This is a genomic window from Hominisplanchenecus sp. (assembly GCF_046967715.1).
GTDB classification, from domain to species: domain Bacteria; phylum Bacillota; class Clostridia; order Lachnospirales; family Lachnospiraceae; genus Hominisplanchenecus; species Hominisplanchenecus faecis.
The window spans coordinates 1-26,465 of record NZ_JBKVNQ010000036.1; the positions used below are offsets into that span (position 1 = coordinate 1).

The 26,465-nt window shown below is 45.3% G+C and carries 24 protein-coding genes and 1 tRNA gene; 23 read left to right on the forward strand and 2 right to left on the reverse strand.

The annotated features are described in order from the left end of the window. The 12 genes from ruvB to ACLTL4_RS06870 all read left to right on the forward strand — a co-directional run. Positions 1-672: Holliday junction branch migration DNA helicase RuvB (ruvB, locus tag ACLTL4_RS06815; protein WP_412320351.1), on the forward strand; the 672-nt coding region annotated here is incomplete at its 5' end. Positions 673-772: 100 nt separating this feature from the next. Then, positions 773-1,171, forward strand: coding sequence for a cell division protein ZapA (gene zapA, locus ACLTL4_RS06820; RefSeq protein ID WP_022119208.1), 399 nt, complete (start codon positions 773-775; stop codon positions 1,169-1,171). A 125-nt stretch (positions 1,172-1,296) separates the two neighbouring features. Further along, the gene (locus ACLTL4_RS06825; protein WP_412320352.1) at positions 1,297-3,687 is read left to right on the forward strand and encodes a DUF3656 domain-containing U32 family peptidase; all 2,391 of its coding nucleotides are present in this window, start codon (positions 1,297-1,299) and stop codon (positions 3,685-3,687) included. Between the two features lie 8 nt (positions 3,688-3,695). After that, positions 3,696-5,048 (forward strand): FtsW/RodA/SpoVE family cell cycle protein, encoded by a 1,353-nt coding sequence (locus tag ACLTL4_RS06830; RefSeq protein ID WP_412320353.1) that lies wholly within the window; start codon positions 3,696-3,698, stop codon positions 5,046-5,048. After that, the gene (locus ACLTL4_RS06835; RefSeq protein WP_022119205.1) at positions 5,011-6,576 is read left to right on the forward strand and encodes a peptidoglycan D,D-transpeptidase FtsI family protein; all 1,566 of its coding nucleotides are present in this window, start codon (positions 5,011-5,013) and stop codon (positions 6,574-6,576) included. Before ACLTL4_RS06830 ends, ACLTL4_RS06835 begins: the two co-directional genes overlap by 38 nt. 93 nt (positions 6,577-6,669) lie before the next feature. Then, on the forward strand, positions 6,670-7,122 hold the full coding sequence (locus tag ACLTL4_RS06840; protein ID WP_022119204.1) for an NUDIX hydrolase: 453 nt from the start codon (positions 6,670-6,672) through the stop codon (positions 7,120-7,122). Positions 7,123-7,277: 155 nt separating this feature from the next. Next, entirely contained in the window at positions 7,278-9,287 is a 2,010-nt protein-coding gene (locus ACLTL4_RS06845; protein WP_022119203.1) for a M28 family peptidase, read from the forward strand. 30 nt (positions 9,288-9,317) lie between these two features. Beyond that, entirely contained in the window at positions 9,318-9,953 is a 636-nt protein-coding gene (locus ACLTL4_RS06850) for a GNAT family N-acetyltransferase (protein ID WP_412320354.1), read from the forward strand. Between the two features lie 68 nt (positions 9,954-10,021). Further along, on the forward strand, positions 10,022-10,360 hold the full coding sequence (locus ACLTL4_RS06855; protein WP_022119201.1) for a hypothetical protein: 339 nt from the start codon (positions 10,022-10,024) through the stop codon (positions 10,358-10,360). A gap of 69 nt (positions 10,361-10,429) precedes the next feature. Beyond that, positions 10,430-11,434 carry a DUF2953 domain-containing protein gene (locus ACLTL4_RS06860; RefSeq protein ID WP_412320355.1) on the forward strand — a complete coding sequence of 335 codons (1,005 nt, stop codon included), beginning with the start codon at positions 10,430-10,432 and terminating at the stop codon, positions 11,432-11,434. Position 11,435: 1 nt separating this feature from the next. Continuing rightward, the gene (locus ACLTL4_RS06865; RefSeq protein WP_022119199.1) at positions 11,436-11,834 is read left to right on the forward strand and encodes a GerW family sporulation protein; all 399 of its coding nucleotides are present in this window, start codon (positions 11,436-11,438) and stop codon (positions 11,832-11,834) included. A 117-nt stretch (positions 11,835-11,951) separates the two neighbouring features. Beyond that, entirely contained in the window at positions 11,952-12,089 is a 138-nt protein-coding gene (locus ACLTL4_RS06870; RefSeq protein WP_173865789.1) for a hypothetical protein, read from the forward strand. A 12-nt stretch (positions 12,090-12,101) separates the two neighbouring features. Here the strand turns inward: ACLTL4_RS06870 and ACLTL4_RS06875 are convergent, their stop codons facing one another. Continuing rightward, positions 12,102-12,818: a LytR/AlgR family response regulator transcription factor gene (locus ACLTL4_RS06875; RefSeq protein ID WP_022119197.1), complete on the reverse strand. Its 717-nt coding sequence runs from the start codon at positions 12,816-12,818 to the stop codon at positions 12,102-12,104. 272 nt (positions 12,819-13,090) lie between these two features. Here ACLTL4_RS06875 and ACLTL4_RS06880 point away from each other — a divergent pair, with 272 nt between their 5' ends. From ACLTL4_RS06880 to ACLTL4_RS06915, 8 genes are all read left to right on the forward strand, one after another. After that, complete coding sequence (locus ACLTL4_RS06880; RefSeq protein ID WP_022119196.1) at positions 13,091-13,966, forward strand: undecaprenyl-diphosphate phosphatase; 876 nt, start codon at positions 13,091-13,093, stop codon at positions 13,964-13,966. Between the two features lie 272 nt (positions 13,967-14,238). Next, the gene (locus tag ACLTL4_RS06885; protein WP_412320356.1) at positions 14,239-16,842 is read left to right on the forward strand and encodes a DNA translocase FtsK 4TM domain-containing protein; all 2,604 of its coding nucleotides are present in this window, start codon (positions 14,239-14,241) and stop codon (positions 16,840-16,842) included. 121 nt (positions 16,843-16,963) lie between these two features. Next, entirely contained in the window at positions 16,964-17,854 is an 891-nt protein-coding gene (locus ACLTL4_RS06890) for a sulfide/dihydroorotate dehydrogenase-like FAD/NAD-binding protein (protein ID WP_022119193.1), read from the forward strand. Further along, complete coding sequence (gltA, locus tag ACLTL4_RS06895) at positions 17,854-19,242, forward strand: NADPH-dependent glutamate synthase (RefSeq protein WP_173865792.1); 1,389 nt, start codon at positions 17,854-17,856, stop codon at positions 19,240-19,242. Before ACLTL4_RS06890 ends, gltA begins: the two co-directional genes overlap by 1 nt. A gap of 269 nt (positions 19,243-19,511) precedes the next feature. Beyond that, positions 19,512-20,780, forward strand: a complete 1,269-nt coding sequence (gene leuC / locus ACLTL4_RS06900; protein WP_022119191.1) for a 3-isopropylmalate dehydratase large subunit — start codon at positions 19,512-19,514, stop codon at positions 20,778-20,780. 13 nt (positions 20,781-20,793) lie between these two features. Further along, positions 20,794-21,282: a 3-isopropylmalate dehydratase small subunit gene (leuD, locus tag ACLTL4_RS06905; protein WP_173865793.1), complete on the forward strand. Its 489-nt coding sequence runs from the start codon at positions 20,794-20,796 to the stop codon at positions 21,280-21,282. 541 nt (positions 21,283-21,823) lie between these two features. Beyond that, complete coding sequence (locus ACLTL4_RS06910; RefSeq protein WP_173865812.1) at positions 21,824-22,840, forward strand: SPFH domain-containing protein; 1,017 nt, start codon at positions 21,824-21,826, stop codon at positions 22,838-22,840. 1 nt (position 22,841) lies between these two features. Further along, complete coding sequence (locus ACLTL4_RS06915; protein ID WP_022118711.1) at positions 22,842-23,045, forward strand: TA system antitoxin ParD family protein; 204 nt, start codon at positions 22,842-22,844, stop codon at positions 23,043-23,045. A gap of 85 nt (positions 23,046-23,130) precedes the next feature. Here ACLTL4_RS06915 and ACLTL4_RS06920 read toward each other — a convergent pair whose 3' ends face one another. Continuing rightward, positions 23,131-24,489: a citrate/2-methylcitrate synthase gene (locus ACLTL4_RS06920; protein ID WP_173865794.1), complete on the reverse strand. Its 1,359-nt coding sequence runs from the start codon at positions 24,487-24,489 to the stop codon at positions 23,131-23,133. 534 nt (positions 24,490-25,023) lie between these two features. Here ACLTL4_RS06920 and ACLTL4_RS06925 point away from each other — a divergent pair. The 3 genes from ACLTL4_RS06925 (at position 25,024) to ACLTL4_RS06935 (ending at position 26,343) form a co-directional block, all read left to right on the forward strand. Next, positions 25,024-25,096: transfer RNA gene (locus ACLTL4_RS06925), tRNA-Gly, on the forward strand. A gap of 147 nt (positions 25,097-25,243) precedes the next feature. Continuing rightward, entirely contained in the window at positions 25,244-25,624 is a 381-nt protein-coding gene (locus tag ACLTL4_RS06930) for a CidA/LrgA family protein (RefSeq protein ID WP_412291156.1), read from the forward strand. 26 nt (positions 25,625-25,650) lie between these two features. Next, on the forward strand, positions 25,651-26,343 hold the full coding sequence (locus ACLTL4_RS06935; protein WP_412291155.1) for an LrgB family protein: 693 nt from the start codon (positions 25,651-25,653) through the stop codon (positions 26,341-26,343). The last annotated feature ends 122 nt before the right edge of the window (positions 26,344-26,465 follow it).

A 26,465-nucleotide genomic window follows, 5' to 3' on the forward strand; every position in this document is an offset into this window, starting at 1 on the left:
GAGATCCACCGTCTGAACCGTCAGGTGGAGGAGGTACTCTATCCGGCAATGGAAGACTATGCGATCGACATTGTGATCGGAAAAGGAGCTTCCGCCAGATCGATCCGCCTGGATCTGCCGAAATTTACACTGGTCGGGGCAACGACAAGGGCAGGTCTTCTGACGGCACCTTTGCGGGATCGTTTCGGAGTGGTACATCACCTGGAATTTTATACAGAAAAAGAGCTGCAGACGATCATCATGCGGTCGGCGGATGTACTGAATGTGGAGATCGATCCGCAGGGAGCCGCCGAGCTTGCCAAACGTTCCAGGGGAACGCCAAGGCTTGCAAACCGTCTTTTGAAACGTGTCCGCGATTTTGCACAGGTGCGTTACGATGGAAAGATCACAGGAGAAGTGGCATCCTTCGCCCTGGATCTTCTGGAGGTGGATTCCTGTGGACTTGATCAGACGGACCGCCGGATCCTCTATACGATGACAGAGAAATTTATGGGCCGTCCGGTCGGGCTGGATACCCTGGCAGCGGCAATCGGTGAGGATGCCGGAACGATCGAAGAAGTTTATGAGCCGTTTCTGATCAAAAACGGGTTTATCATGCGTACACCGAGGGGAAGAGTGGTCACAGATCTTACGTATCAGCACCTTGGAATTGAAAAAGAAGAAACGAAATGAAAAAGATTTGTAATATTCTCTTGTAAATAATTGCGATATGAGGTTATAATAGGGAAAGATCATGCGTCAAGTAATTACCGAAAGAGAGGAAGTACACAGGATGTCATCCAAAAACAAAACGGAAGTACTCATTGATGGGAAGATTTATACCCTGAGTGGATATGAGAGTGAAGAGTATCTGCAGCGGGTTGCCACATATATCAATAACAAACTGGCAGAATTAAAAAAACTGGATGGTTACGCAAGACTGTCCCAGGAGTTGAAAAGCATCCTGCTGGAGTTGAATGTTGCAGATGATTATTTTAAAGCCAAGAATCAGGTGGAGATGGTCGAAGAAGAGCTGGCACAAAAAGATCAGGAACTGTACGATTTGAAACATGAACTGATCTCCACTCAGATCAAGCTGGAAGATGCAGCAAAAGAGCTGGAAGCTTTAAAAGAACAGGCAACAGAGTACCAGAAGCAGATTGTAAAACTGGAGACAGAGTTGGGCAAGTAATACAGACAGAGGTTGGAACGACACAAAGAGCCGGAGAAAAGGCAGTTCGGCATTGCGTCTGCCAACCTTTTTAAGTTTACATGAAAACAGGTGGCTTTTGCCATGACAAGTACAGGAGGGATTTTGTGGAAACAGAAGTTCTGGCACCGGCAGGTTCGATCGAAGGATTAAAAGCTGCATTGTATGCAGGTGCAGATGCAGTCTATACAGGAGGCAGAATGTTTGGTGCGAGGGCGTATGCAAACAATCTGTCTGATGAGGAGTTGTCAGAATGCATCGATTACTGTCATCTGCACAATAAAAAATTATATCTGACAACCAATACGCTAATGAAACAGTCGGAGATTTATCAACTGGCAGACTGGCTAGTGCCGTTTTATGAGCAGGGTCTGGATGCCGTGATCGTGCAGGATTTCGGGGCATTTGCTTTTTTGAAAAGAGAATTTCCCAATCTGGATCTTCATGCCAGCACACAGATGTCGGTCCATTCCGTGCAAAGTGCAGCTTTATTGGAAAAACTGGGAGCATCCAGAGTTGTTCCGGCAAGAGAGATCAGCCTGGAGGAGATCGCAGCGATCCGGCAGAATACTTCTCTGGAAATCGAATGTTTTGTGCACGGGGCACTTTGTTACTGTTATTCCGGTCAGTGTCTGATGAGCAGTATGATCGGAGGACGCAGCGGGAACCGTGGACGCTGTGCACAGCCGTGCAGACTTCCTTATGTATATGAAGGAAAAGAGCAGTTCTGGCTAAGTCCGAAAGACATCTGTACTTTGCAGATTTTGCCGGAGGTTCTGGAAGCGGGTGTGGATTCTCTGAAGATCGAAGGCAGGATGAAGCGAACGGAGTATGCAGCAGGTGTGGCAGCCATGTACCGCAAATATGTGGATCTTTACCGTAAAAACGGAAAAGAAGGATATCATGTGGAGAAAAAAGATATCCAGGATTTGATGGATCTGTATAACCGGGGCGGTTTTTCCACAGGATATTATCAGAGATACCATGGTGTGTCGATGATGTCCATGAAGCGGCAGAATCACTACGGGACAGAAGGTGCCATGCTTCTGGAACAGAGAAAAGGCGGACAGCTTACTTTTAAAGCACTGGAAAATCTGCAAAAAGGTGATATTCTGGAGTCCGCAACGGTAGCGGAAGATGTGAAAAAAGGCAGGATCTTTTCCATGAAAGTCCGCGATGCGGGCAGACTGCAGAAGGGAGGCATCTGGAATCGCACGTACAATGCAAAACTGATGGAAGGACTGAAAGAGCAGTATATCGGGAAGATCCTCTATGAAAAAATTAAGGGCAAGTTAATGATTTTTAAAGGGAAACCTGCTATACTGACGGTGACATATGACGGGCCGGAAGGCAGGATCACTGTCTCCCAGAGCGGAGCGATTGTACAGGCGGCACAGAAACAGCCGATTGCGGAGGAACGTGTAAGAAAACAGATGATGCGTACCGGAAATTCGCCGTATCTGTTTGAACATCTTCAGGTTGTGATGGATGAGGGCTGTTTTCTTCCGATGCAGAGTTTCAATGAACTTCGACGGGGGGCTCTGGAAGCATTACAGGAAAAACAGCTGCAGGCTTATCAGAGAAAATCTGATAAATCCGGGAAAACAGGAGAAAACAGCCCGGAGATGGAAAAAGTGGAAGCAGAAAAATCTGCCAATGACGGGAAGCAAGAAAAGAAAGCAAAGCTTTCTGTATCGATCGAACGGGCAGACCTGTTTGAAGAAATGCTGCAAATAGAAGGCGTCAAAAGGATTTATCTTGACAGCAAATGCTTTCTGGATTTTCGGATGTGTGAACAGATTCCGTCGATGGCACAGAGATGCCAGGGGCAGAAAAAGGAGCTCTGGTACATTTTTCCGTCTCTGTTCCGGACAAAAGATCAGGAACTGTGGGATCAGCAGATGAAGCAGTATATGACCTGTTTTGACGGAATGATGGTCAAAAATCCGGAGCAGATCGCATATCTGGAGCAGATCGGATATGACGGAACCTGGGCAGCAGATTACAATGTTTATGCTTATAATAAAGAAGCGAAAGCGTTTTTAAGAAATCTGGGCTGCAGTTTTTTTGTCTGCCCTGCAGAGCTTACGTTCAAAGAATTGAAAGAGCGTGACTGCGATGGCGATGAAATGCTGGTATACGGAAGGATTCCGGTCATGACAAGCACACAGTGTCTGAAAAAAAGTGCAGGACACTGTCAGAAAACGCCGGAGCTTTTTAAGGTACGTGATCGCAAGGGAAAAGAATTTCCAGTGAAAAACTGCTGCAGTTACTGTTATAATGTGATTTACAATTCTGTTCCGGTTTCGCTGCACGGATGGAGCGAAGAGGTGCGAAAATGCAGCCCGGCATCTGTACGGCTGGCGTTTACGACAGAAAGCAACAAAGAAGCGGCGGCAGTCGCAAAGCGATTTGTAAAAGAATATCTTTGGGGAGAAGAACTGGGAGAGCCGGGATATGAATTTACAAGAGGACACTACAAACGAGGAGTGGAGTAGGTGAAACGGTGGATAAACTGATCATAGAATTTTCAAAATATGTTCTGATCACTTTGATGGTGATCTATACGCTGCAAAGTATTCTGATCTTTGCTAAGCGGAGCGAGGAAGCGAGAGAATTCCTCTTTATCAGACAGAATGTGGTGATGTTCTGTCTCCATTTTGTGGCTTTTATGGTACTGTACCTTCAGATGAACCAGTCCCAGATCCTGTTTTTTTACGGGGAACAGGCATTGTATCTGGCAGCGACACTGATCTTTTTCAGGCATCTGTATCCGAAAGCTTCCAAACTTGCGATCAATAATATGTGTATGCTGATCACGATCGGTTTTATTATGGTTGCAAGACTGTCTTATGATCAGTCGGTCAAACAGTTTCAGATCTGTGTGATCGGAACGGTGATCGCTCTGATCGTGCCGTGGCTGATCAGCAAGCTGAAATTTATCACGAAATTTGCTGTGGTCTATGCTATCCTTGGCATCGGACTTCTGGTAGCGGTTGCGGTCATGGCAACGGTGACAAATGGTGCAAAGCTGTCACTGACGATTGCCGGCATTACCCTGCAGCCATCGGAGTTTGTCAAGATTATTTATGTATTCTGCATTGCCGGAATGTTATCAAAATCGACCGAATTTTCGCAGATTGTCAAAACTACCATTCTGGCGGCTGTCCATGTGCTGATCCTTGTGATCTCCACAGACCTTGGAAGTGCACTGATCTATTTTATGACCTATCTGATCATGCTTTATGTGGCAACGCGTGACTGGAAATGGCTGGCTCTTGGATTCGGAGCGTTTGTGGTGGCAGCCGTGGCAGCGTATTTCCTGTTTGCCCATGTCCGTGTCCGCGTGGAGATCTGGAAAGATCCATTCAGTGTTTACGAAGGAAGCGGCTATCAGGTGGCACAGGCACTGTTTGCGATCGCGGCCGGCGGTTGGTTCGGTACCGGTCTGTATCAGGGATCACCGACCGAGATCCCTTATGTGGATCAGGACTTTATGTTTGCGGCGATCGCCGAAGAGATGGGAAGTATTTTCTGCATTTGCACGATTCTGATCTGTATGAGCTGCTTTATCATGTTTGTTAATATCGCAATGAAAATGACGAAGAATTTTTACCGTTATGTGGCACTTGGACTTGCCTGCACGTATGCGATCCAGGTATTTTTAACGATCGGCGGTTCCATGAAGATGATCCCGATGACCGGTGTCACGCTTCCGTTTGTCAGCTCCGGAGGAAGTTCCATGCTCAGTACACTGATCATGTTCTCTGTGATCCAGGGACTCTATATACTAAGAAAAGACGAGGATGATTCATTTGAAGATGAAGAATATTATGAAGAGCCGCAAAACTATCGATAGTACTAGGCGAAAAGGAAGAGATGCACAGGCTGATCCGGATGAGGATTATCTGGATCAGGATTATGATGACTATGATAACGAGGAAGAAGAACGCATCCGCCGTATCAAGAACAAGGTGCTGGTTCGTGTCAGTTATCTGATGGTGGCGTTGTTTCTCTCAATGGCAGGTTATCTGATCTATTTTAATGTGGTGCTGCGGGATGATATTAATAATAACCAGTACAATACAAAACAGTCTGCTTACCAGGAACAGATCATCCGAGGCAATATTTATTCTGCGGACGGCAACGTCCTAGCACAGACAGACATTGCAGAAGACGGGACAGAGAGCAGAAGCTATCCGTACAGCAATCTGTTTGCACATATTGTCGGTTATGCAACAAATGGTAAGTCCGGTATCGAGTCGGTCCATAATTATGATCTGCTGAGCAGTCATGCCTCCATCCTGGATCAGATCCGGGAAGAAAAGCTGGATACCAAAGTACAGGGGGACAGCCTTGTGCTGACACTGAACACACAGCTGCAGCAGGTATGTTATGATGCACTTGGTGACAACAAAGGTGCGATCGTGGTGCTGGAGCCGTCCACCGGAAAGGTACTGGCGATGGTTTCCAAACCGGATTTTAATCCGAATACGATCGAGCAGGACTGGGATGCACTGATCAATGACGACAGCAACAGTTCCCTTTTTAACCGTGCACTGCAGGGGCAGTATCCGCCGGGATCTACCTTTAAGATCCTCACAACGCTGGAATATATCCGGGAACATCCGGATGATTACCAGAATTTCAACTATACCTGTAACGGAAGCATTTCCAAAGAAGATGTGCGGATCACCTGCTACGAAGGAGAAGTCCATGGATATGAAAATCTGGAGCAGGCATTTGTCCACTCCTGCAACGGTGCCTTTGCACAGATCGGTATGGAAGTGAACAATGATTCGTACCGGAAACTCTGCGAGTCGTTCCTCTTTAACAAAGATCTGCCGATCGATCTTCCGTCCAGCCAGAGCCTTTTCCGTCTGTCATCCAATGCCTCCTACGGAGAAGAGATGATGACTGCGATTGGACAGGGAGAGACGGTCGTGTCACCGTTTGAGATGGCACTCGTGGCTGCAACCGTGGCAAACGGCGGCACTATGATGAATCCATACTACATCGATCACATCGAAACGTATGACGGAGACATTGTAAAGCAGTATGCACCGGTCAAATACAAAGAACTGATGTCAGAAGAAGAAGTCGATATCCTGTCCGGATTTATGAAGGAAGTAGTCACCGACGGAACGGCAAGAAAGATTTCCGGGGAAGAATATACGGCGGCAGGGAAGACCGGATCTGCAGAATACGGCAGCGAAGGAGGAGCAGAAGGAACTCACTCCTGGTTTGTAGGTTATCTGGATGCGGAAAATCCAAAACTGGCGATCAGTGTGATCATCGAAGACGGCGGTTCCGGAAGTTCTTCCGCAGTCCCGGCAGCCAAGATGGTATTTGACAAATGGTGGTACGAACTGCAGTATCAGCAGTAATGCAAAAGAGAATATTTTTATAGCTTGCGTTCAGCTGAAAAAAGGGGTATACTAAAAACAGTTTTAGACACAACGCATACAGGAGGAATTGCAATGATTGAGGCAACGAGCTGTGGCGGTGTGGTAATCTTTCGCGGGAAGATCCTGCTGTTATACAAAAGCTATAAGAACAAGTATGAGGGCTGGGTCTTGCCGAAAGGAACTGTAGAAGCTGGCGAAGAGTATAAAGATACCGCTGCCAGGGAAGTGTTGGAGGAAACGGGTGTCGATGCTTCCATTATCAAGTATGTCGGAAAAAGTCAGTATACATTTAATGTCCCGGAGGACATCGTTTCCAAGGATGTACACTGGTATCTGATGATGGCGGACAGTTATTACAGCAAGCCACAGAGAGAAGAATATTTCGTGGATTCCGGATATTATAAGTACCATGAGGCATATCATCTGCTGAAGTTTTCAAATGAAAAAGCGATTTTGGAAAAAGCGTATAATGAATATCTGGAATTAAAGAGGCGGAATCTCTGGGGTAACAAAAAATATTTTTGACAAATTACTGCACCAGAAGGAGTGAAAGCTGGAGTCTCGGTTCGCCGCAGACTCCATTTTCATATCATGGACTTTGCAGATATTTTTATAGAAATGGGAGTCTTCTCCGACTAAGATAAAAATGCGTGTGGGTAGATCAAATAGGAGGTCTGGATATGCATACAAGAGAACATTTATTAGAACATCTGGATATTGAATATTCTTACAAACTGGCAAGACGCATGGAGCAGTTTCGCTCCAACGAGGTACTGGGATACCGCCCGGCAGGTTCGCAGGCAGAATTTAAGACCGGTGAGATGCTGAAAAAAGAAATGGAAAGCATCGGGCTTTCACAGGTTACAAAAGATGCCGTCACCGTGGATGGCTGGGAATTTAAAAAGGCAGTCCTTGCGGTGGAGACAAAAGGCAAACGCCGAGAATTTCAGCTTGGAGCATATCAGACAGACTTTAAGACTGATGGCTTTGAACCTTTTTCCCTGACTTATGTGGGAAAAGGAACGGAAAAGGATTATGAGGGCCGGGAAGTGCAGGGGAAACTGGTACTTGTCGATATCAACCAGAGAGATGAATGGTGGATCAATTACCCGGTTTATCAGGCACATTTAAAAGGGGCAAAAGCCCTGATTGCTGTCCAGGACGGCGGATATGGTGAGATTGACAACGAAGCCTTAAATGCACAGGATATTGCAGGACCTTCCGATGCGGCAGCTTTTTCAATCTCCAGAAAAGATGCAGAAGTGCTTAAAGAGCTGTTGAAAGAAAAAGAAGAGATCCAGGTCTTTTTTGACGCGGACAGCCAGGTGATGCCGTCGTGCACCACTTACAATATCTGCGGAAGGATTCCTGGAAAGCATCCGGAGCGTATGATCCTGCTCTCCGCACATTATGATTCTTATTTCAGCGGCTTTCAGGATGACAATACTGCGGTTGCCCTGATGTTCGGCATCGCAAAGTCTTTGCTGGAGAGTGGTTATCAGCCAAACAATACAATCGTATTCTGTGCAATGGCGGCAGAGGAATGGGGCGTGATCGATTCTGATTTTGACTGGTCAGCGGGTGCTTACGAGCAAATTTTTACAGCACATCCGGAGTGGGTCGGCAAAGTGATCGCAGATCTTAATTTTGAACTTCCTGCACTGGCACATGGAACAAGGGCTAGGATCCGCAGCTGTTATGAATATGTGCGTTATCTGGAAGAATTTCTTTCTAATCTGCCGCTTCTGACACAGGCCTATCCGGAGGAGACGAAGATTACGGCACCGATCGAGACCTGGTCTGATGACTTTTCCATGGCGATCGCCGGCATTCCGTCCATGGTCAATGATTTTACCGGTGGAAGTTTTATGGAGACGCACTACCATTCACAGTTTGATAACGATGATTATTACGATGAGCAGGTATACCGCCTGCATCACGAACTGTTTCTGCTGCTGATCTGTGAACTGGATCAGACGGCGGTCGTTCCGTTGTGTTTTGCCCCGGTTATGAGCCGGGCAGGGAAGTTTCCCGGAGCGGAAGCTGCAAAAGGTGTACTTTCAAAGAAACTGGATGTTATGAAGCAATATCTGAAAGAAGCAGAAAAAAAAGCAGAGCAGGATTATCAGAAGGTACAGGAACAGAACCGTGCTTACCGCCGCCTTCTTAAGGAGGAACGCTTTGAAGAAGCAGAAGAGCTGTTTGAAAGCCTGCGTCCTCTGGAACAGAAACAGCTTGCAAACTTCAAAAAAGAACAGGATACGTTTGTACGCATCGACTGGTACGGAAACGTACTTTATCCACATGAGATCCTTCTGAAAAATATCAGGCTTTTAGAAGATGCGATAGAAGATCTTGAAAAAGCAGAAGTATCAAAGGCACTTGGACGGCTCTATCAGGTTGACAACAATGCTTATGCGTTTATGTTTGATGAAGATGTATACAATCATTTCACGGACTATGTTTTCCATCAGCCAAGGGAACGGCTGAAATGGGGCTATGGAAGGATCATGGAGCATGAAAAGCTTTATACTCTGGTGAGAAGCCTGCTGGAAAAAGAAAAAACTGCGGGATCTGATTTTGAAAGTGAGATTCTCCGACTGAAAAAAGTATGTGAAAAACAGTATACATTACTGGAAAAATATACTGACAAGATAACAGAAGTTCTGAAAGAAACGTATCTGAATTGAGCATACAGAAAGGGACAAAATCAGAAATTTATGGACAGCGAAAATTTATACCGCGTGCAGAGAGAGGATCTGCCAAAACTGGAAAAACTTCTGAATCTGTGCTTTGCACATGATCCACTTTATGAGACACTGATACCAAATGCGGAAATCCGAAAGAAACTGATGCCGGAATTGTTTCACTGTGATATGGATGAATTTTATGAGACATGTGAGATTTTTTCAGACAGCGAAGAGCTGAACAGCGTTCTTGTGGTATCTGATGAAACAAAATCCTGCAATATTTTCCGTTTTCTTTATACAGAAGCAAAAGCAGTATTACATACGGATGGGTTTCTGATAAAAGAAGATCCGTCTCTGCATACGTTTTACAATTTTATCAAGGGCGTAGACTATCTGAATTCGAACTGGACAGACCAGCTTCATCAGAATCGCAGGCTCCACGTGATCTATCTGGCAGTTAATCCGCAGATGCAGCATCATGGGATTGCGGCAGGACTTCTGGAGGAAACCATACGCTACGCAGATCAGCACCGGATGATGATCTCGCTGGAGACACACAATCAGAATAATGTGGAGTTTTATCAGAAATTTGGATTTAAGGTATATGGTGTGCTTGAAAAAAATTTCTCCCTGAAACAGTACTGCATGATAAGAGAAGTTCGTTAGTCGTTGCATTATGTTTCTGTGTCTGGTAAAATAGAACAAGAATTCGATGGCAGGAGAAAGGAAAAAATATGAAGTGGTATCCATATCTCTATGTGGGGGAAGGTGCATCAAAAAAGAAAAACAAGATCATCCGGAAACTGAAGATCGGTGCGGGAATGATCGATGTGTGGGTGATCACCGAGGCAGCAAACGGCGAGGATCAGTTTGATATCCTTTCTTCTGCGTGGCTGAAACAAAGAGCAGTGAGAAAAAAGCTGCCGATGATCTACGGCATTGCCAAAGGCTATGAGGAAGCCGTGGATCTGGTGGTCCAGATGGCGGAAGAGACGTACAGAGAAACCGGAAACGGAGATATCCTCCGTTATCTGAAAAGCAGATGCAGTGAAAGACAGGGCAGGCTTATGTGAGGTCTGGCAGGTGATTCTGGCAGGCGTTGCAGAATCATAATCAGGAAAGAAATTAACGGGTGTTTGTATATGATACATATCATACTGGCTATACTGAAAATAGTGGGGATTCTTCTGGCCGTTCTTCTGGGACTGGTCCTGCTGATCCTTCTGACCGTTTTGTTTTTGCCTCTGCGGTATCGCATATGTGCAGAAAAACACGGGGAACTGAAAAAAAGTACTGCAAACGTCAGGGTGAGCTGGCTGTTTGGCATCCTGAAGGTAAAAGCAGGCTACCGGAATGGGCAGATATCCTTTGTATCGCAGATTTTCGGAAAAAAGATCGATTTCGCTAAAAAAAATACTGGGCAGACGGAGGATTCTTCGGAAGAGGCAGAAAACAATGAAACAAAGAACTGCGAGACAGAAAAAACAGAGGATGTTTCGGAAGAGAAAAAGCCACTGCCTGTGTTAGAAGAGAAAACGAAACCGGACCCAGAACCGTCTCCGAAAACCGAAACACAGGAAAACAAGGCTTCGAAATCAGAAACACAGGATGGTGAAATGTCAGAATTGCAGGCAGAAGATGCGGCTGAACCGGAAAAGCGACATCGTTTTTTCAATATAATCGAAAAGGTACGCATGCAGATCGAAAAGATCAGAAATCGTATCCTCACCGCAAAAGAGCAGGCGAAAAAAACGATCCGTTCTATTACAAAATCAAAAGAGACACTGAAGCGATATCTTGATTTTCTGCGTTCAGATCTTTCACGGGAAGTTTATCAGATCTTGAAGAATCATCTCTTTTATCTTCTGAGACATATCCGCCCGCATAAGATCAAAGGCTATGTACATTATGGTTTCGGAGATCCGGCACTCACCGGAGAGTTTACCGGGATTCTCTATCTGATCCTTCCGGCGAAGTGCGAGGAACTGGATCTTGAGCCTGATTTTGAAGATCAGGTCTGCGAAGGAGAAGTTTTGGCTTTGGGACATATCCGCATCTGCCATCTTGCACTGACAGGAGCGAAGATATTTTTTGATAAAAAATTAAAAATATACTGGAAACGATTCAGACGATTAAGGAGGGCTTAATATGGCATCAGAAAACAACAACTTTCAGAGTACAGTAAATTCTCTTTTCAAAGGCATGGACAGTTTTATCACGACCAAAACCGTTGTGGGAGATGCGATCACAGTGGGGGACACGATCATCCTGCCACTTGTAGATGTCACGTTTGGTGTTGCTGCGACAGCAAAAAATGAAGACAAGAAACAGAACGGCGGCGGTGGCATGGGCGGAAAGATGAGTCCGAGTGCCGTGCTTGTGATCCAGAACGGGACGACCAAACTGGTCAATGTCAAAAATCAGGACGGTCTGACCAAGATCCTGGATATGGTTCCGGATTTTGTTAATAAATTTACCGATGGAAAATTTTTCTCATCAAAAGATGACGACGAGATCATTTCAGAGGCAAAAGAAGAAAAAGAATAAAGAAAAAGATAACAAAAGGTCATGGGGATCGGACAGTTCCGTAAAATCCATGACCTTTTGTGCTACGATGCCTTTGCAGATGCATATTCTGGTAATAAAGAGATTCGGAGAAATCCAATGAAAAGGATCATAGGCTATACCGTGTTCTGGATCGCATTTGGTATGACGATCGCATTTTTTATGCCGAATGTCTTTGTGTCGGTTCTCTTTATCTTCGGGCTGCTGCTTCTTGGCTATTTTATGTTCTGCTGCTGAGAAAAAGAGCGGCTATATTTCACCGAATTTTTCCAGGATATTTTCCCGGTAAGGATCGGCAATCGCAAGTTCTGTTCCGTTATCAAGCATAATTTTTCCGTTTTTGATCCGGAAAACATAGTCGCAGTTGACCAGCTCCAGAGGATGGATGCGGACAAAATCACAAGGCTCCAGCTCTTTTTCCAGGTCGTTTATGTTATAGCGGATCCGCTTGGCAGTGCCGTCGTTTTTCAAAAGCTCAATAAAACCATCTCGGATATCCCGGATGTAGAGGATCTGTCTGAGATTTAACTTGTGCAGGGCATCCGGTGTGCGGAGAATATAAAGAAACGAGTCTTCCCGTTTATGGTATTCCAGCATGAATGCTTTCAGTGTGGAACTCAAATCTTCATGAAAATGATCTTTGCGGACGAAACTGTAAGGATGTGCTTTGAAAGAATCAAAAACATATTCTTCTCTTGCAGATACAAAGATGATGACCGGATTCTTCTGATGCCTGCGGATCTGCAGAGCAAGTGTGATGCCATCGAGCTTTGGCATTTCAATATTTAAAATGTACAGGTCAAAAAACATTCCTTCCGATACACGGCACATGACATCTTCGCCGGAAGAAAAGGAAGCAACATCTGCCTGGACATTCATGTTCATAATCTGCTTGGTGATCTCACTGGTGATAAAAGTCAGGGAAGAAACATGATTATCACAAACAGCAATATGTAAAGTATCCATAAATAAAACCTCCTTCCACGTATACTATAAGCAGACGGATAAACAGAGAAAGATACAAGTTATCCCATCTGTCCGCTGACTTATGCTATGTTGGTAACAGTGTATCTCTTCTTCTGACAAATGTCTATAAAAAATAAGAAGTTTTTTCGGTTTTGAGGACAGGATTTGTCGTATTGTGGAATTTGAAAATAAGTATTTGTAAGTTTATAGAAAGTATGCTATAATTTAAAAAGTTCGATTAAGCCGTTTCAAATGCGGTATGGGAGGTTATTATGTCAATTATACAGGCGATCATATTGGGAATTGTACAGGGCATTACGGAGTTCTTGCCGGTCAGCAGTTCCGGACATCTGGCGATCATCCAGAATATATTTCATATCCAGACAGACGGGGGATTATTTTTTGATGTTATGCTGCATCTTGGTACCCTGGTGGCGATTTTCGTGGTTTACCGCAAGGACATTCTGCGTATGATCGTTGAGACGGTCAATATGTGTGGTGATATTATTTACAATCTGAAAAGTTATATTCAGAATCAGCGTTCCTACAGTGCACTGCGTTACCGCAAGATCGTAAAAAACAACTATCGTAAGTTTGTGGTACTGGTGCTGGTATCTACCATACCGACAGGTATCATTGGTTATATCGGAAAGGGAATGGTGGAAAAAGCGAGTGCGACACTGATCGTTCCGGGGATTTGCCTGATCCTGACTTCCATTTTGCTGGTGGTATCCGAGAAAACACCGAACGGCAAAAAGATACCAAAGGATATCAGTTACAGAAGCGGATTTTTGATCGGTGCAGCACAGGGCTGTGCCACACTTCCGGGACTTTCCCGCTCCGGTACGACGATCGCGGCGTGCCTGATGAGCGGATATGACAGACGTTTTGCAGTTCGCTATTCTTTCATTATGTCGATCCCGGCGATTCTGGGAGCGGCTGTTCTTGAGATCAAGGATCTGGGAAGTGAAGCGATCACCGGGGGCATCGTACTCAACGGACTGATTGGAGCGATCGTTGCAGGATGCGTTGGTTATGTATGCATTAAAACGATGCTCACAGTCGTGCGTAAGAAAAAATTTATGGGATTTGCGATTTACTGTTTTGCAGTAGGAGTGATTGCGATCATTGCAAACTTCCTGGTATAACAGAATCGATTTTACAAAGGAATGTTTTATATGCAAAAAGACTGTTACGGTATGGATTCTGTAACAGTTTTTTGTTATGGAGACCGCTGATCAGCTGATAAAATCCACAAAGCGTGTTTTATCTTTGCTATAGCGACGAAAAATGTGATATGACGAGGAAAACAGATAAAGGGGAGCAACATTTTATGGCAGAAAGAAAAAAAACGGTGCAAAGTACAAGAAGAAGCAATTCTGCACCAAAGAAGGGAAACAACAGCAGGAAAACGACAGCAATGCCGAAGAAAGAGACTGCGGTACCGAAAAAGGGAAAGGTCGGCAGACCAAGAAAAACGGATTATCAGAAACCGGAAAGAATCGAAAATCTAGGAAATGAAGGATTCTCTGTCTGGGAGGAAATCCTGGTCTGGCTGGTGCTTGCTCTGTCCGTTCTGATCCTGATCGGAAATTTCGGTGTCGGCGGTTTCATCGGCAATACGGTAAGCCATATCAGTCTCGGAGCATTTGGACTGATGGCGTATCTGTTTCCGTTTGCCCTTTTTCTGGGAGTGGCTTTTGCAGTTGTAAACAAGGAAAAAAGCATTATGTGGGTCAAACTGGGCGGATGTTGTCTGATGTGGCTTGCCATGTCCATTTTCTGCGAACTGATCAACGGATACGATAAGAGCAGAAATCTGATGGACTATTATAAGTACAGCATCGAGGAACATACAGGCGGCGGGATTATCGGAGGCATTTTCTGCAAAGTGTTCTGTCCGTCCGTCGGCATTGCGGGAGCTTATGTGATCGTGATCCTTCTGGCTGTGATTGCCCTGGTTCTGATCACGCAGCGTTCTCTGTTTCGTGGTATGCAAAAAAGCAGCAAAAAAGTCTACTGTTCTGCAAAGGAAGATGCCAGACGCAGAATGGAGCAGGCAAGGATACACCGTGAAGAGCAGGCACTTTACCGGGAACAGCAGCTGATGAATGAAAGGGAAGCTCTGGAGCGGAGAAAAGAGGCCTTTGAAGAAGAAAAGAAACGACGTCTTGATCACAAAGTGACCGGTGTGACTTATCAGACGGTAGGTGAAAATCTGGTTTCGGAGAAAAGTGAAATTCCAAGAGAGATCATCGAGGCACAGCCGATCATCGAAGAGGAACCGGGCAGGAGAGAGGAAATATATGAAGAGGAGCCGGAAGAATCCTTTGATTTTCTGAATATGCTTTCCATTGAAGGACTGGATGAAGAAGACCATTCTGATACGGAACCGTCACCGCATCCAGTGCCGGATCATGCAGAAGAATCCGGCGGTTCGACAGAAACGGAAAAAGAGAAAAACCGGAAAAATCCAAGATCTTCCGCAAAAGAGCAGAAAGTCCAGCTGGAAAGTGTCAGCGAGGAGATTGAAGCGGCAGAAAAGGTGCAGAAACCACAGTATGCCTTCCCGCCGATGGAGATCCTCGGTCTTCCAAGACGCGGAAAAAACGGAAACAGCAGTGAGGTGCTGAAAACGACGGCCCAGAAGCTGCAGAATACACTGCACAGTTTTGGCGTGGAGGCTCATGTCACCAATGTCAGCTGCGGACCTTCTGTCACCCGGTACGAACTGACACCGGAGCAGGGAGTCAAAGTCAGCCGTATCGTCAATCTGGCAGATGATATCAAGCTGAACCTTGCGGCAGAAGATATCCGGATCGAGGCACCGATCCCGGGGAAAGCAGCGGTCGGCATTGAAGTCCCGAATAAGGAAAGCAGCGAAGTTTATTTAAGAGAACTTTTGGAGTCATCGGAGTTTCAGGAAGCCAAATCCAAGCTGTCAATTGCAGTTGGCAAGGACTTGGCAGGAAAGATTGTGGTGGCGGATATTGCAAAAATGCCGCATCTTCTGATCGCCGGTGCAACAGGATCCGGTAAGTCTGTATGCGTCAATACGATCATCATGAGTCTGATCTACAAAGCTTCGCCGGAAGATGTCAAGCTGATCATGATCGATCCAAAAGTCGTGGAACTGAGTGTTTACAATGGGATCCCACATCTGTTTATCCCGGTTGTCACCGATCCGAAAAAGGCAGCCGGTGCTCTGAACTGGGCAGTAGCGGAGATGACGAAACGTTACCAGCAGTTTGCCACCCAGGGCGTGCGTGATTTGAAAGGCTACAATCAGAAGATCGAATCGATCCCGGAAGAACAGCGGACAGAAGAAATGAAGAAAATGCCACAGATCGTGATCATCGTGGACGAACTTGCCGATCTGATGATGGTTGCTCCCGGAGAAGTGGAAGATGCAGTCTGCCGTCTGGCACAGCTTGCAAGAGCAGCCGGCATCCATCTGATCCTTGCAACACAGCGGCCTTCCGTCAATGTTATCACTGGTCTGATCAAGGCAAATATGCCGTCAAGGATTGCGTTCAAGGCTTCTTCCGGTGTGGATTCCAGGACGATCCTGGATATGAACGGGGCGGAAAAACTGCTTGGAAAAGGAGATATGTTGTTCTATCCGCAGAATTATCAGAAACCGGCAAGACTTCAGGGAGCGTTTGTCAAAGACAGTGAAGTGGAACAGGTCGTAGAATTTTTAACACAGCAGAATAACCCAGAAACATACAATGCAGAAATGCAGGTGCAGTTATCGCAGGTGACACAGGCTGCCCAGGATCTGAAAAATAGCGGAAGCGATGTAGATGAATACTTTGCAGATGCCGGAAAATTTATCATTGAAAAAGACAAAGCATCGATCGGTATGCTCCAGCGAATGTTCAAGATCGGGTTTAACCGGGCGGCACGCATCATGGATCAGCTTTCGGATGCCGGTGTTGTCGGCCCGGAAGAAGGAACCAAACCGAGGAAAGTGCTGATGAGCATGGAACAGTTCGAAAATTATCTTGAGCAGGGGCAATAAGTATTGAAATTTTTAAGGGATTGTTTTATACTTTAATGTAGTGTTTTGTAGAACCTTGCGACTGTATACAAAAAACACAGTCAGGTGTGCTTTTATAAAACGAAAAATATGGAGGTATGATATGTACAAGATTTTAAAAGCAGGAAAACTTGCAGGCAATATCTACGAGATGGTTGTAGAGGCTCCGCGTGTTGCAAAGCATTGTCTGCCTGGACAGTTTATCATCGTAAAAATGGATGAAGTCGGCGAGCGTATTCCGCTGACTATTTGTGACTATGACAGAGAAGCCGGTACAGTTACTATTGTATTCCAGCCGATCGGAGCGTCCACAGAGAAATTTACCACACTGAAGGCAGGAGATACTTTCCGTGATTTCGTAGGTCCTCTGGGACAGCCGTCTGACCTGTGCACAGAACCGCTCGAAGAAGTAAAAAAGAAAAAGATTCTTTTTGTAGCTGGTGGTGTAGGTACCGCACCAGTATATCCACAGGTGAAATGGCTGCATGAGCACGGCATTGATGCGGATGTTATTGTCGGTGCAAAGACAAAAGATCTGGTTATCCTGGAAAAGGAACTTTCCGAAGTGGCAGGCAATCTCTATGTTACAACCGATGACGGTTCTTACGGAAGAAGCGGAATGGTAACAAAAGTGATCGAAGACCTGGTAACAAAAGAAGGAAAAGTATATGATCACTGCGTAGCGATTGGTCCGATGATCATGATGAAATTCTGCTGCCTGACAACAAAGAAACTGAACATTCCGACTATTGTCAGCATGAACCCGATCATGGTGGACGGTACCGGTATGTGCGGAGCCTGTCGTGTTATGGTAGGAGATGAAGTGAAATTTGCCTGCGTAGACGGTCCGGAATTTGACGGTCATAAGATTGATTTTGATGTGGCAATGAAGAGACAGACTCTCTACAAGACAGAAGAGGGACGTGCACTTCTGAAACTGCGTGAAGGTGACACACATCATGGCGGATGTGGAAATTGCGGAGGTGACAAATAATGGCAGATGTATTAAAGAAAGTTCCTGTAAGAGAACAGGCACCAAAAGTAAGAGCAACCAACTTTGATGAGGTTTGCCTTGGATATAATGCAGACGAAGCAATGGAAGAAGCTTCCCGCTGCATCAACTGTAAAAATGCAAAATGTATGCAGGGATGTCCGGTATCCATCAATATCCCGGCATTTGTACATGAAGTAAAAGAAGGAAACTTTGAAAAAGCATATCAGATCATTTCTGAGTCCAGTGCACTTCCAGCAATCTGCGGTCGTGTATGTCCGCAGGAGAGCCAGTGTGAAGGAAAATGTATCCGCGGTATCAAAGGCGAAGCCATTTCCATCGGAAAACTGGAGCGTTTTGTAGCTGACTGGGCAAGAGAGAACGGCATCCGTCCGGCAGCTCCGGCAGAAAAGAACGGCAAGAAAGTAGCTGTTATCGGGTCCGGCCCATCCGGTCTGACCTGTGCAGGTGATCTGGCAAAATTAGGTTATGACGTAACCATCTTTGAAGCACTGCATGAGGCAGGCGGTGTACTGGTATATGGTATTCCAGAATTCCGTCTTCCGAAACTGGATGTTGTTGCAAAAGAAGTAGAAAACGTAAAAGCACTCGGTGTTAAGATCGAGACAAACGTGATCATCGGACGTTCTATCACCATTGATGAACTGATGGATGAAGAAGGTTTTGAAGCAGTCTTCATCGGTTCCGGTGCAGGTCTGCCGATGTTCATGGGAATCCCTGGAGAAACCGCAAAAGGTGTATTTTCTGCAAACGAGTACCTGACAAGAAACAACCTGATGAAAGCATTCCGTGAAGATTACGATACACCGATCGTACATGGCAAGAAAGTAGCTGTTGTCGGCGGCGGAAACGTAGCAATGGATGCTGCAAGAACCGCACTTCGTCTCGGTGCAGAAGTACATATCGTATACAGAAGAAGTGAAGCAGAACTTCCTGCACGAGCAGAAGAAGTACATCATGCAAAAGAAGAAGGTATCATCTTTGATCTGCTGACCAACCCAACGGAAATCCTGGTAGATGAGAACGATGCAGTAGCCGGCATGAAATGTATCCGTATGGAGCTTGGCGAGCCGGATGCTTCCGGAAGAAGAAGACCGGTAGAGATCCCGGGATCTGAATTTGTCCTGGATGTAGATACCGTTATCATGTCCCTTGGAACTTCACCGAACCCGCTGATTTCTTCAACGACCATCGGTCTGGATGTCAATAAGAGAAAATGTATTATTGCGGACGAAGAAACCGGAAAGACATCAAAAGATGGTGTATACGCAGGTGGAGATGCCGTTACCGGAGCAGCTACCGTTATCCTGGCTATGGGTGCAGGTAAAGCAGCAGCAAAAGGTATCCATGAATTCCTGAGCAATAAATAAGATGTTTGTGGTGTCTTTTTAGACAGAGCATTTGCAGATGTTTTGAGATAAGTATAGAAGAGAGGTGTCACCTGTAATAACGGGTGGCATCTTTTTTACAGATAAAAGTTTTGCCCATAAAATACACGGCAGTTTTGTTGTAATTTACCAATATTTATGCTATGATAAAAAACAGGTTTAAAATCCGCAAAAGGCGGTATTTCAATGCCAGAGTATGCAGAAAGAAAAGAGTTTCTGCATGAAACACGAGAATGAGGAGGAAACAAGACATGGGAATGACGATGACACAGAAAATTCTTGCAGCTCATGCAGGATTACCAAGTGTAGAAGCCGGTCAGCTGATCGAGGCAGATCTGGATCTGGTCCTGGGAAATGATATTACTTCCCCGGTTGCCATTCATGAGATGGACAAGTTTAAAAAACAGGAAGTATTTGACAAGGATAAGATCGCACTGGTAATGGATCATTTTATCCCGAATAAAGATATCAAATCAGCAGAACACTGCAAATGTGTACGTGAATTTGCCTGTAAAAATGAGATCACCAATTATTTTGACGTAGGAGAGATGGGAATCGAACACGCACTGCTTCCGGAAAAAGGACTGACTGTGGCAGGAGATGTGATCATTGGTGCAGATTCTCATACCTGTACATACGGAGCACTGGGAGCATTCTCCACCGGTGTCGGAAGTACCGACATGGCAGCCGGTATGGTAACCGGAAAAGCATGGTTTAAAGTACCGTCTGCAATTAAATTTAACCTGGTCGGCAAACCGGCAAAATGGGTAAGCGGCAAAGATGTGATCCTGCACATCATCGGACTGATCGGTGTGGACGGAGCTCTTTACAAATCCATGGAATTTGTTGGTGAAGGAATCAAATACCTGAGCATGGATGACCGTTTCACGATCGCAAACATGGCGATCGAAGCCGGTGGCAAGAACGGTATCTTCCCGGTAGATGACCTGACCGTTGCATATATGAAAGAACATTCCAAACGTCCATATAAAGTCTATGAAGCAGATGAAGATGCCGTATACGAACAGGAATATACCATTGACCTCAGCACTCTGAAATCAACCGTAGCATTCCCGCATCTTCCGGAAAACACCAGGACCATCGATGAGATCACAGAAGATGTTGTGATCGATCAGTCTGTGATCGGTTCCTGTACAAACGGACGTATCGAAGATCTGCGTTGTGCAGCAGAGATTTTAAAAGGACGCAAAGTGAAAAAAGGTGTCCGCTGTATCGTGATCCCGGCAACACAGCAGATTTATCTGCAGGCTATGAGAGAAGGACTGCTGGAAATCTTCATCGAAGCAGGAGCAGTTGTCAGCACACCGACCTGCGGACCATGCCTTGGCGGCTACATGGGTATCCTGGCAGAGGGCGAGCGTTGTATCTCCACTACCAACCGTAACTTCGTGGGCCGTATGGGACATGTAAAATCAGAAGTATATCTGGCAAGCCCGGCAGTTGCAGCAGCAAGTGCAGTGACCGGAAAGATTTCCGCACCGGCAGAGCTTGGATTATAGGAGGATAGATAAGATGAAAGCACATGGTAAAGTATTTAAATATGGAGACAATGTAGATACCGATGTTATCATTCCGGCAAGATATCTGAATTCTTCCGATCCGGCAGAACTGGCAACACACTGCATGGAAGATATTGATAAAGAGTTTGTAAACAAAGTTCATAAGGGAGATATCATTGTAGCTGAGAAAAATTTCGGCTGCGGATCTTCCAGAGAACATGCACCGATCGCCATCAAGGCAGCAGGTGTAAGCTGTGTCATCGCAGAGACCTTTGCACGTATTTTCTACCGTAATGCGATCAACATCGGACTGCCGATCATCGAGTGTCCGGAAGCATCCAAAGGCATCGAGGACGGCGATGACGTAGAAGTAGATTTTGACAGCGGTATGATCTATAATCGCACAAAAGGAACCGAGTTTAAAGGACAGGCGTTCCCGGAGTTTATGCAGAAGATCATCAAAGCAGAAGGCCTTATTTCCTATATTAATGGAAAGAACTAAAGCGTTGTAAGCAAAGTGCTCAATTGATTAAATAATAGTCTGAATCATAAAAAAGATTTCGTATCTGATTTTTATCAGATATAGCTTCTCTGCGTTCAAATCAAATATATGCGAGACTGAAATACCATTTGGCTTAATGCTTCTGGTATTTTGAAAAGAAATCGTCACCTGAGAGCAGGTGGCGATTTTTTTGTCGGATCAATGGTCAGTCAGGCTGATCAAGATCGAGTGCAGATCTTGCGTGCGTTTGACTTTAAACATTACCATAAGAAAATATTGACAAACTGATATTAAAATGATATCATTTTAATAAACCGAAAAGATGTTTTAAAACTAAATGATGCCTGCGAATTGCTCAGTTATAAAATAACTCCCGCAATTCTATAAACATTCGGAATCCGCAGATTTACTGCGTAAATAGCTACTTCCTCATGTTTAGCGGGTTCCAAGATCAAATGTCTTATCTTGCAAGCAAGAACGACATTTTGACCTTTTAACCCTGGCATCACAAAAATAATTAAAGGAGGAAAGGATTATGGATATCAAGGAAAAAGTTTTGAACAACAGGAAAAATGGCATGGCAATGATGTTGCTGTTTATCATTTTTTATGCAGCAGCTGCAGGCATCATGCTTGTCAGTGCGATTACCGAGTTGATTCCGCTTATGCTACTGGCGATCATCTGGATTTCCATCGGCTGGATCCCGTTTCTGGGACTTAAAGTTCTGAAACCGCAGGAAGCTCTGGTGCTTACTCTGTTCGGTAAGTATGTCGGCACTTTGAAAGATGCAGGATTTTACTGGGTAAATCCATTCTGCAGCAGTGTGAACCCGGCAGCAAAGACCAAACTGAACCAGAGCGGGGATGTGGATGGCGGAAACAGTGCGAAATCCGTGCTGGTTGCGGCAACAGGTGCAAATGCTTCTGCAAATGCATCGGTTCCAAACAAAAAGATTTCCCTGAAGATCATGACACTCAACAACAACCGTCAGAAGATCAATGATTGCCTCGGTAATCCGGTGGAAATTGGGATCGCTGTGATGTGGCGTGTGACCGATACGGCAAAAGCTGTTTTCCATGTTGACAACTACAAGGAATATCTTTCCCTGCAGTGTGACAGTGCCCTGCGAAATATCGTGCGTATTTATCCTTACGATGTGGCACCGAATGTCGATACGACCGGTGACGGCATTGCCGATGAAGGCAGCCTGCGTGGTTCCAGCGAAATTGTTGCAGGACGCATCCGCGATGAGATCCAGAAGAAAGTAGCAGAAGCCGGTCTGGAGATCATAGAGGCACGTATCACCTATCTTGCCTATGCACCGGAAATCGCAGCCGTTATGCTTCAGAGACAGCAGGCATCAGCGATCATTGATGCGAGAAAGATGATCGTTGACGGAGCAGTCGGTATGGTTGAGATGGCACTGGAGCGTCTGAATGAGAATCAGGTAGTCGAATTAGATGAGGAGCGAAAAGCTGCCATGGTCTCCAATCTTCTTGTCGTGCTCTGTGGAAATCACGATGCACAGCCGGTTGTAAATTCAGGAAGTCTGTACTGATATGGCAGAGGGCAGACCGAAGAAACAGATCCCGCTCAGGCTCTCGGCAAAACTGTATGATCAGATCGCAGCCTGGGCAGAAGATGATTTTCGCTCCGTAAACGGGCAGATTGAATATCTGCTCACAGAATGTGTAAGGCAACGTAAAAAAAACGGCAAGTATGTATCCGAAACAATGGATGAACCGCTGGAATTAGACATCTGAGATGTAAAAAGAAAAAGTGTCGGAAGAATGAAAGGTTCTTCCGGCACTTTTGTGTCACTTTGTATTTAAAAATATTTTTGTAATCTTAACGTTTTTCAATCGGAACATAATCTTTAATCTCAGAAATGCCTTTGTATGCAGGACGAATAATTTTTCCGCTATTGGCAAGCTCTTCGAGGCGGTGGGCACTCCAGCCAACCACACGGGCGATCGCAAAGATCGGTGTGAAGAGCTGCGTAGGCAGATCCAGCATACTGTATACAAATCCGCTGTAGAAGTCCACGTTGGCACTGACACCTTTGTAGATCTTGCGTTCTTCGGCAATGATCTGTGGTGCAAGGCGTTCCACCATAGAATAAAGCTGGAACTCTTCTTCTCTGCCTTTTTCTTTGGAAAGTTTCTCTACGAAACCCTTGAAAATATTGGCACGCGGATCAGAAAGAGAGTAAACAGCATGTCCCATACCATAGATCAGACCGGCGTGATCGAAAGCGTCTTTGTTCAGCAGGGCACGCAGATAATCACCAACTTCTTTTTCGTTGTTCCAGTCTTTGACGGTTTTCTTCATATCTTCAAACATACGGACAACTTTGATGTTGGCACCGCCGTGTTTCGGACCTTTTAAAGAGCCAAGGGAAGATGCTATAGTAGAGTAGGTGTCTGTACCAGAAGAAGATACCACATGAGTGGTGAACGTAGAGTTGTTACCACCGCCGTGTTCCATATGCAGCACCAGTGCAATGTCAAGGATGCGGGCCTCGAGGTTGGTGTATTTACTGTCTGGACGGAGAATATGGAGCAGATTTTCTGCAGTGGAAAGTGATGGATCAGGCATATGGATATAAAGACTCTTTCCATCGTGATAATGGCTGTATGCCTGATAGCCATATACGGAAAGCATCGGAAACAGTGCAATCAGCTGCAAGCACTGACGCAGTACATTCGGAAGTGAGATGTCGTCTGCACGGTCATCGTAAGTATAGAGTGTCAGAACACTGCGGGCAAGCGTATTCATCATGTCCTGGCTCGGTGCTTTCAAAATAATATCTCTGACAAAGCTGGTAGGAAGAGAACGATATGCTGCCAGCATATCGGAAAATTCTTTCAGGTCCTCTTTTGATGGGAGCTTTCCGAACAGAAGCAGGTAAGTAACTTCTTCAAAGCCAAAACGTTGATCTCTGATAAAACCGTTTACAAGATCTTCGATATTATATCCGCGGTAGTAAAGCTTTCCTTCGCATGGAACCTGTTTTCCGTCTACCATATCATAAGCATGGACATTGCCGATATCAGTAAGACCTGCCAGCACACCCTTACCATTGATATCACGCAGTCCGCGTTTTACATCATATTTGGTGTAAAGGGCAGGGTCAATCTTGCTGGTACTTTCTGCAAGTTTTGTCAGAGACAATATTTCAGGTGTAATTTCTGAATAAACATTCATTGGCAGTTCCTCCGTTTCAATATTTCTTTTATATGATGTTGGGGTCAAAAGATGCCATACGAATTGTTCCGTACTTCGTACTCCCACAATTCTTTCTACGCTCCGCTTCGGTCGGTGCTAAACATGTGCCACTGGCACATAGCACCCCAATATTCGCATATCGTAAAGCTTACGCTCCACTTTTATGCTCATATCGGGGCGGGTCATTAAGCCATAAAACCACTCTTGTGCAAGCACATCGTGGTTTCAGGCTTTTGACCCTGGCATCTCTATATAGTATTCGAAATGATGCCAATGAATCGCTTTGTTACCGGAAAAGTAATTCTTTTCGCCTTGGCATCACCAAAATATACTTACTATTTTACCATAAAATAGTGAATTTTGCTAATAAAAAAACAATAAACAATGGCTATGGGATGTATAAAAAAAGTATAGCAGAAAAATAAAAAAAATATGGCAAAAAAACAGTTGACAAATCCAGAAACCTGTTGTATCATATAAAACGTGCCTGAGAGACAGGCAGAAATAAAAAATGCGCGAGTGGCTCAGTTGGTGGAGCGCGACCTTGCCAAGGTCGAGGCCGCGGGTTCGAGTCCCGTCTCGCGCTTAATACTTTGGGGTGGGTCGATTGGATATATAGTGTATTCAATCGACCCCTTTTTGCCTTGAGACGGAAATAACTGTCTGGGGCAGGCAAAAATGTTTTACGGGGGAAATCAAAAAAGTTTGCCAGATGGCACAGGAGGTAATAAAAGTGAAACTATTGTATCAGTTTGGGATTATCATGTTTGTAACCTTTTTCGGAGAATTTCTGCACTGTCTGATTCCGTTGCCGATCCCGGCAAGTATCTACGGTCTGCTTCTGATGCTGGCGGGTCTGATGACAAAAGTGATCAAACTGGAGCAGGTCAAGATCGCAGCGGACTTTCTGATCGAGATCATGCCGCCGATGTTTATCCCGGCCGCCGTTGGTCTGATCGTGACCTGGAGTGATTTAAAGGCAATTCTGGTACCAGTTCTTGTGATCACTTGTATCACGACCGTCTTTGTTATGGTTGTGACCGGAAGAACGGCACAGGCAGTAATGCATCTGAAAGAAAACATGGCAGCACAGAAGATGGAGAAGCAGGATTAATAGGGTGATCTCAGGAGGGTAAAGACATGAAAGAGATATTGTGTAACTCGGCATATTTTGGCGTGACGGTCAGTCTGATCGGATATGGAGTTGGCATTATGCTGAAGAAAAAGTTCAAGTATGCATTTTTAAATCCGCTGCTGATCTCAATCATTTTTGTGATCGGCGTGGTGATGTTGTGCGGGGTGGATTATGAAAGTTATGAAAATTCTGCCCAATATTTAAGTTATCTTCTGACTCCGGCGACGGTATGTCTGGCGGTGCCGCTTTATCAGCAGATGACACTTTTAAAGAAAAATCTGGCAGCCGTTGCCTGCGGCATCCTCGCAGGTGTGCTGGCAAGTCTTGGAAGCGTCCTGCTTCTGGCATTTTTGTTCGGACTTGAGCATGATGTCTATGTTACGCTGCTTCCAAAGTCTATCACAACAGCAATCGGAATGGGTGTTTCCGAAGAACTGGGCGGTTTGGTGACCATCACGGTGGCTGTGATCATTGTTACCGGCGTGATCGGAAATGTGATCGGAGAGGCAGTCTGCAAGCTGTTTCGTATTTATGAGCCGATCGCAAAAGGACTGGCACTTGGCACATCCTCCCATGCGATCGGGACGGCCAAAGCACTGGAAATGGGCGAAGTGGAAGGTGCGATGAGCAGCCTGGCGATCGCGGTAGCCGGTCTTCTGACTGTGATCGGAGCCTCTGTATTTGCTGGATTTTACTGAAAATATGATGCCAGGATCAAAGGTCTAAATCCACATGAGCTTGCTCATAGGTGGATGAAAGACCTTGGGACCCGCCCCGATATGGAGCAGAACATCCAGTGGATGTTCGTTTTGCTCCGACC

Coding starts and splice junctions, on each gene's coding strand:
- leuC (WP_022119191.1), top strand. CDS start 19,512: ATGGGAATGACGATGACACAGAAAATTCTTGCAGCTCATGCAGGATTA.
- ACLTL4_RS06920 (WP_173865794.1), bottom strand. CDS start 24,489: ATGAATGTTTATTCAGAAATTACACCTGAAATATTGTCTCTGACAAAA.
- ACLTL4_RS06885 (WP_412320356.1), top strand. CDS start 14,239: ATGCCGAAGAAAGAGACTGCGGTACCGAAAAAGGGAAAGGTCGGCAGA.
- ACLTL4_RS06860 (WP_412320355.1), top strand. CDS start 10,430: ATGATACATATCATACTGGCTATACTGAAAATAGTGGGGATTCTTCTG.
- ACLTL4_RS06865 (WP_022119199.1), top strand. CDS start 11,436: ATGGCATCAGAAAACAACAACTTTCAGAGTACAGTAAATTCTCTTTTC.
- ACLTL4_RS06875 (WP_022119197.1), bottom strand. CDS start 12,818: ATGGATACTTTACATATTGCTGTTTGTGATAATCATGTTTCTTCCCTG.
- gltA (WP_173865792.1), top strand. CDS start 17,854: ATGGCAGATGTATTAAAGAAAGTTCCTGTAAGAGAACAGGCACCAAAA.
- ACLTL4_RS06870 (WP_173865789.1), top strand. CDS start 11,952: ATGAAAAGGATCATAGGCTATACCGTGTTCTGGATCGCATTTGGTATG.
- ACLTL4_RS06835 (WP_022119205.1), top strand. CDS start 5,011: ATGAAGAATATTATGAAGAGCCGCAAAACTATCGATAGTACTAGGCGA.
- ACLTL4_RS06935 (WP_412291155.1), top strand. CDS start 25,651: ATGAAAGAGATATTGTGTAACTCGGCATATTTTGGCGTGACGGTCAGT.
- zapA (WP_022119208.1), top strand. CDS start 773: ATGTCATCCAAAAACAAAACGGAAGTACTCATTGATGGGAAGATTTAT.
- ACLTL4_RS06845 (WP_022119203.1), top strand. CDS start 7,278: ATGCATACAAGAGAACATTTATTAGAACATCTGGATATTGAATATTCT.
- ACLTL4_RS06850 (WP_412320354.1), top strand. CDS start 9,318: ATGGACAGCGAAAATTTATACCGCGTGCAGAGAGAGGATCTGCCAAAA.
- ACLTL4_RS06880 (WP_022119196.1), top strand. CDS start 13,091: ATGTCAATTATACAGGCGATCATATTGGGAATTGTACAGGGCATTACG.
- leuD (WP_173865793.1), top strand. CDS start 20,794: ATGAAAGCACATGGTAAAGTATTTAAATATGGAGACAATGTAGATACC.
- ACLTL4_RS06855 (WP_022119201.1), top strand. CDS start 10,022: ATGAAGTGGTATCCATATCTCTATGTGGGGGAAGGTGCATCAAAAAAG.
- ACLTL4_RS06915 (WP_022118711.1), top strand. CDS start 22,842: ATGGCAGAGGGCAGACCGAAGAAACAGATCCCGCTCAGGCTCTCGGCA.
- ACLTL4_RS06890 (WP_022119193.1), top strand. CDS start 16,964: ATGTACAAGATTTTAAAAGCAGGAAAACTTGCAGGCAATATCTACGAG.
- ACLTL4_RS06840 (WP_022119204.1), top strand. CDS start 6,670: ATGATTGAGGCAACGAGCTGTGGCGGTGTGGTAATCTTTCGCGGGAAG.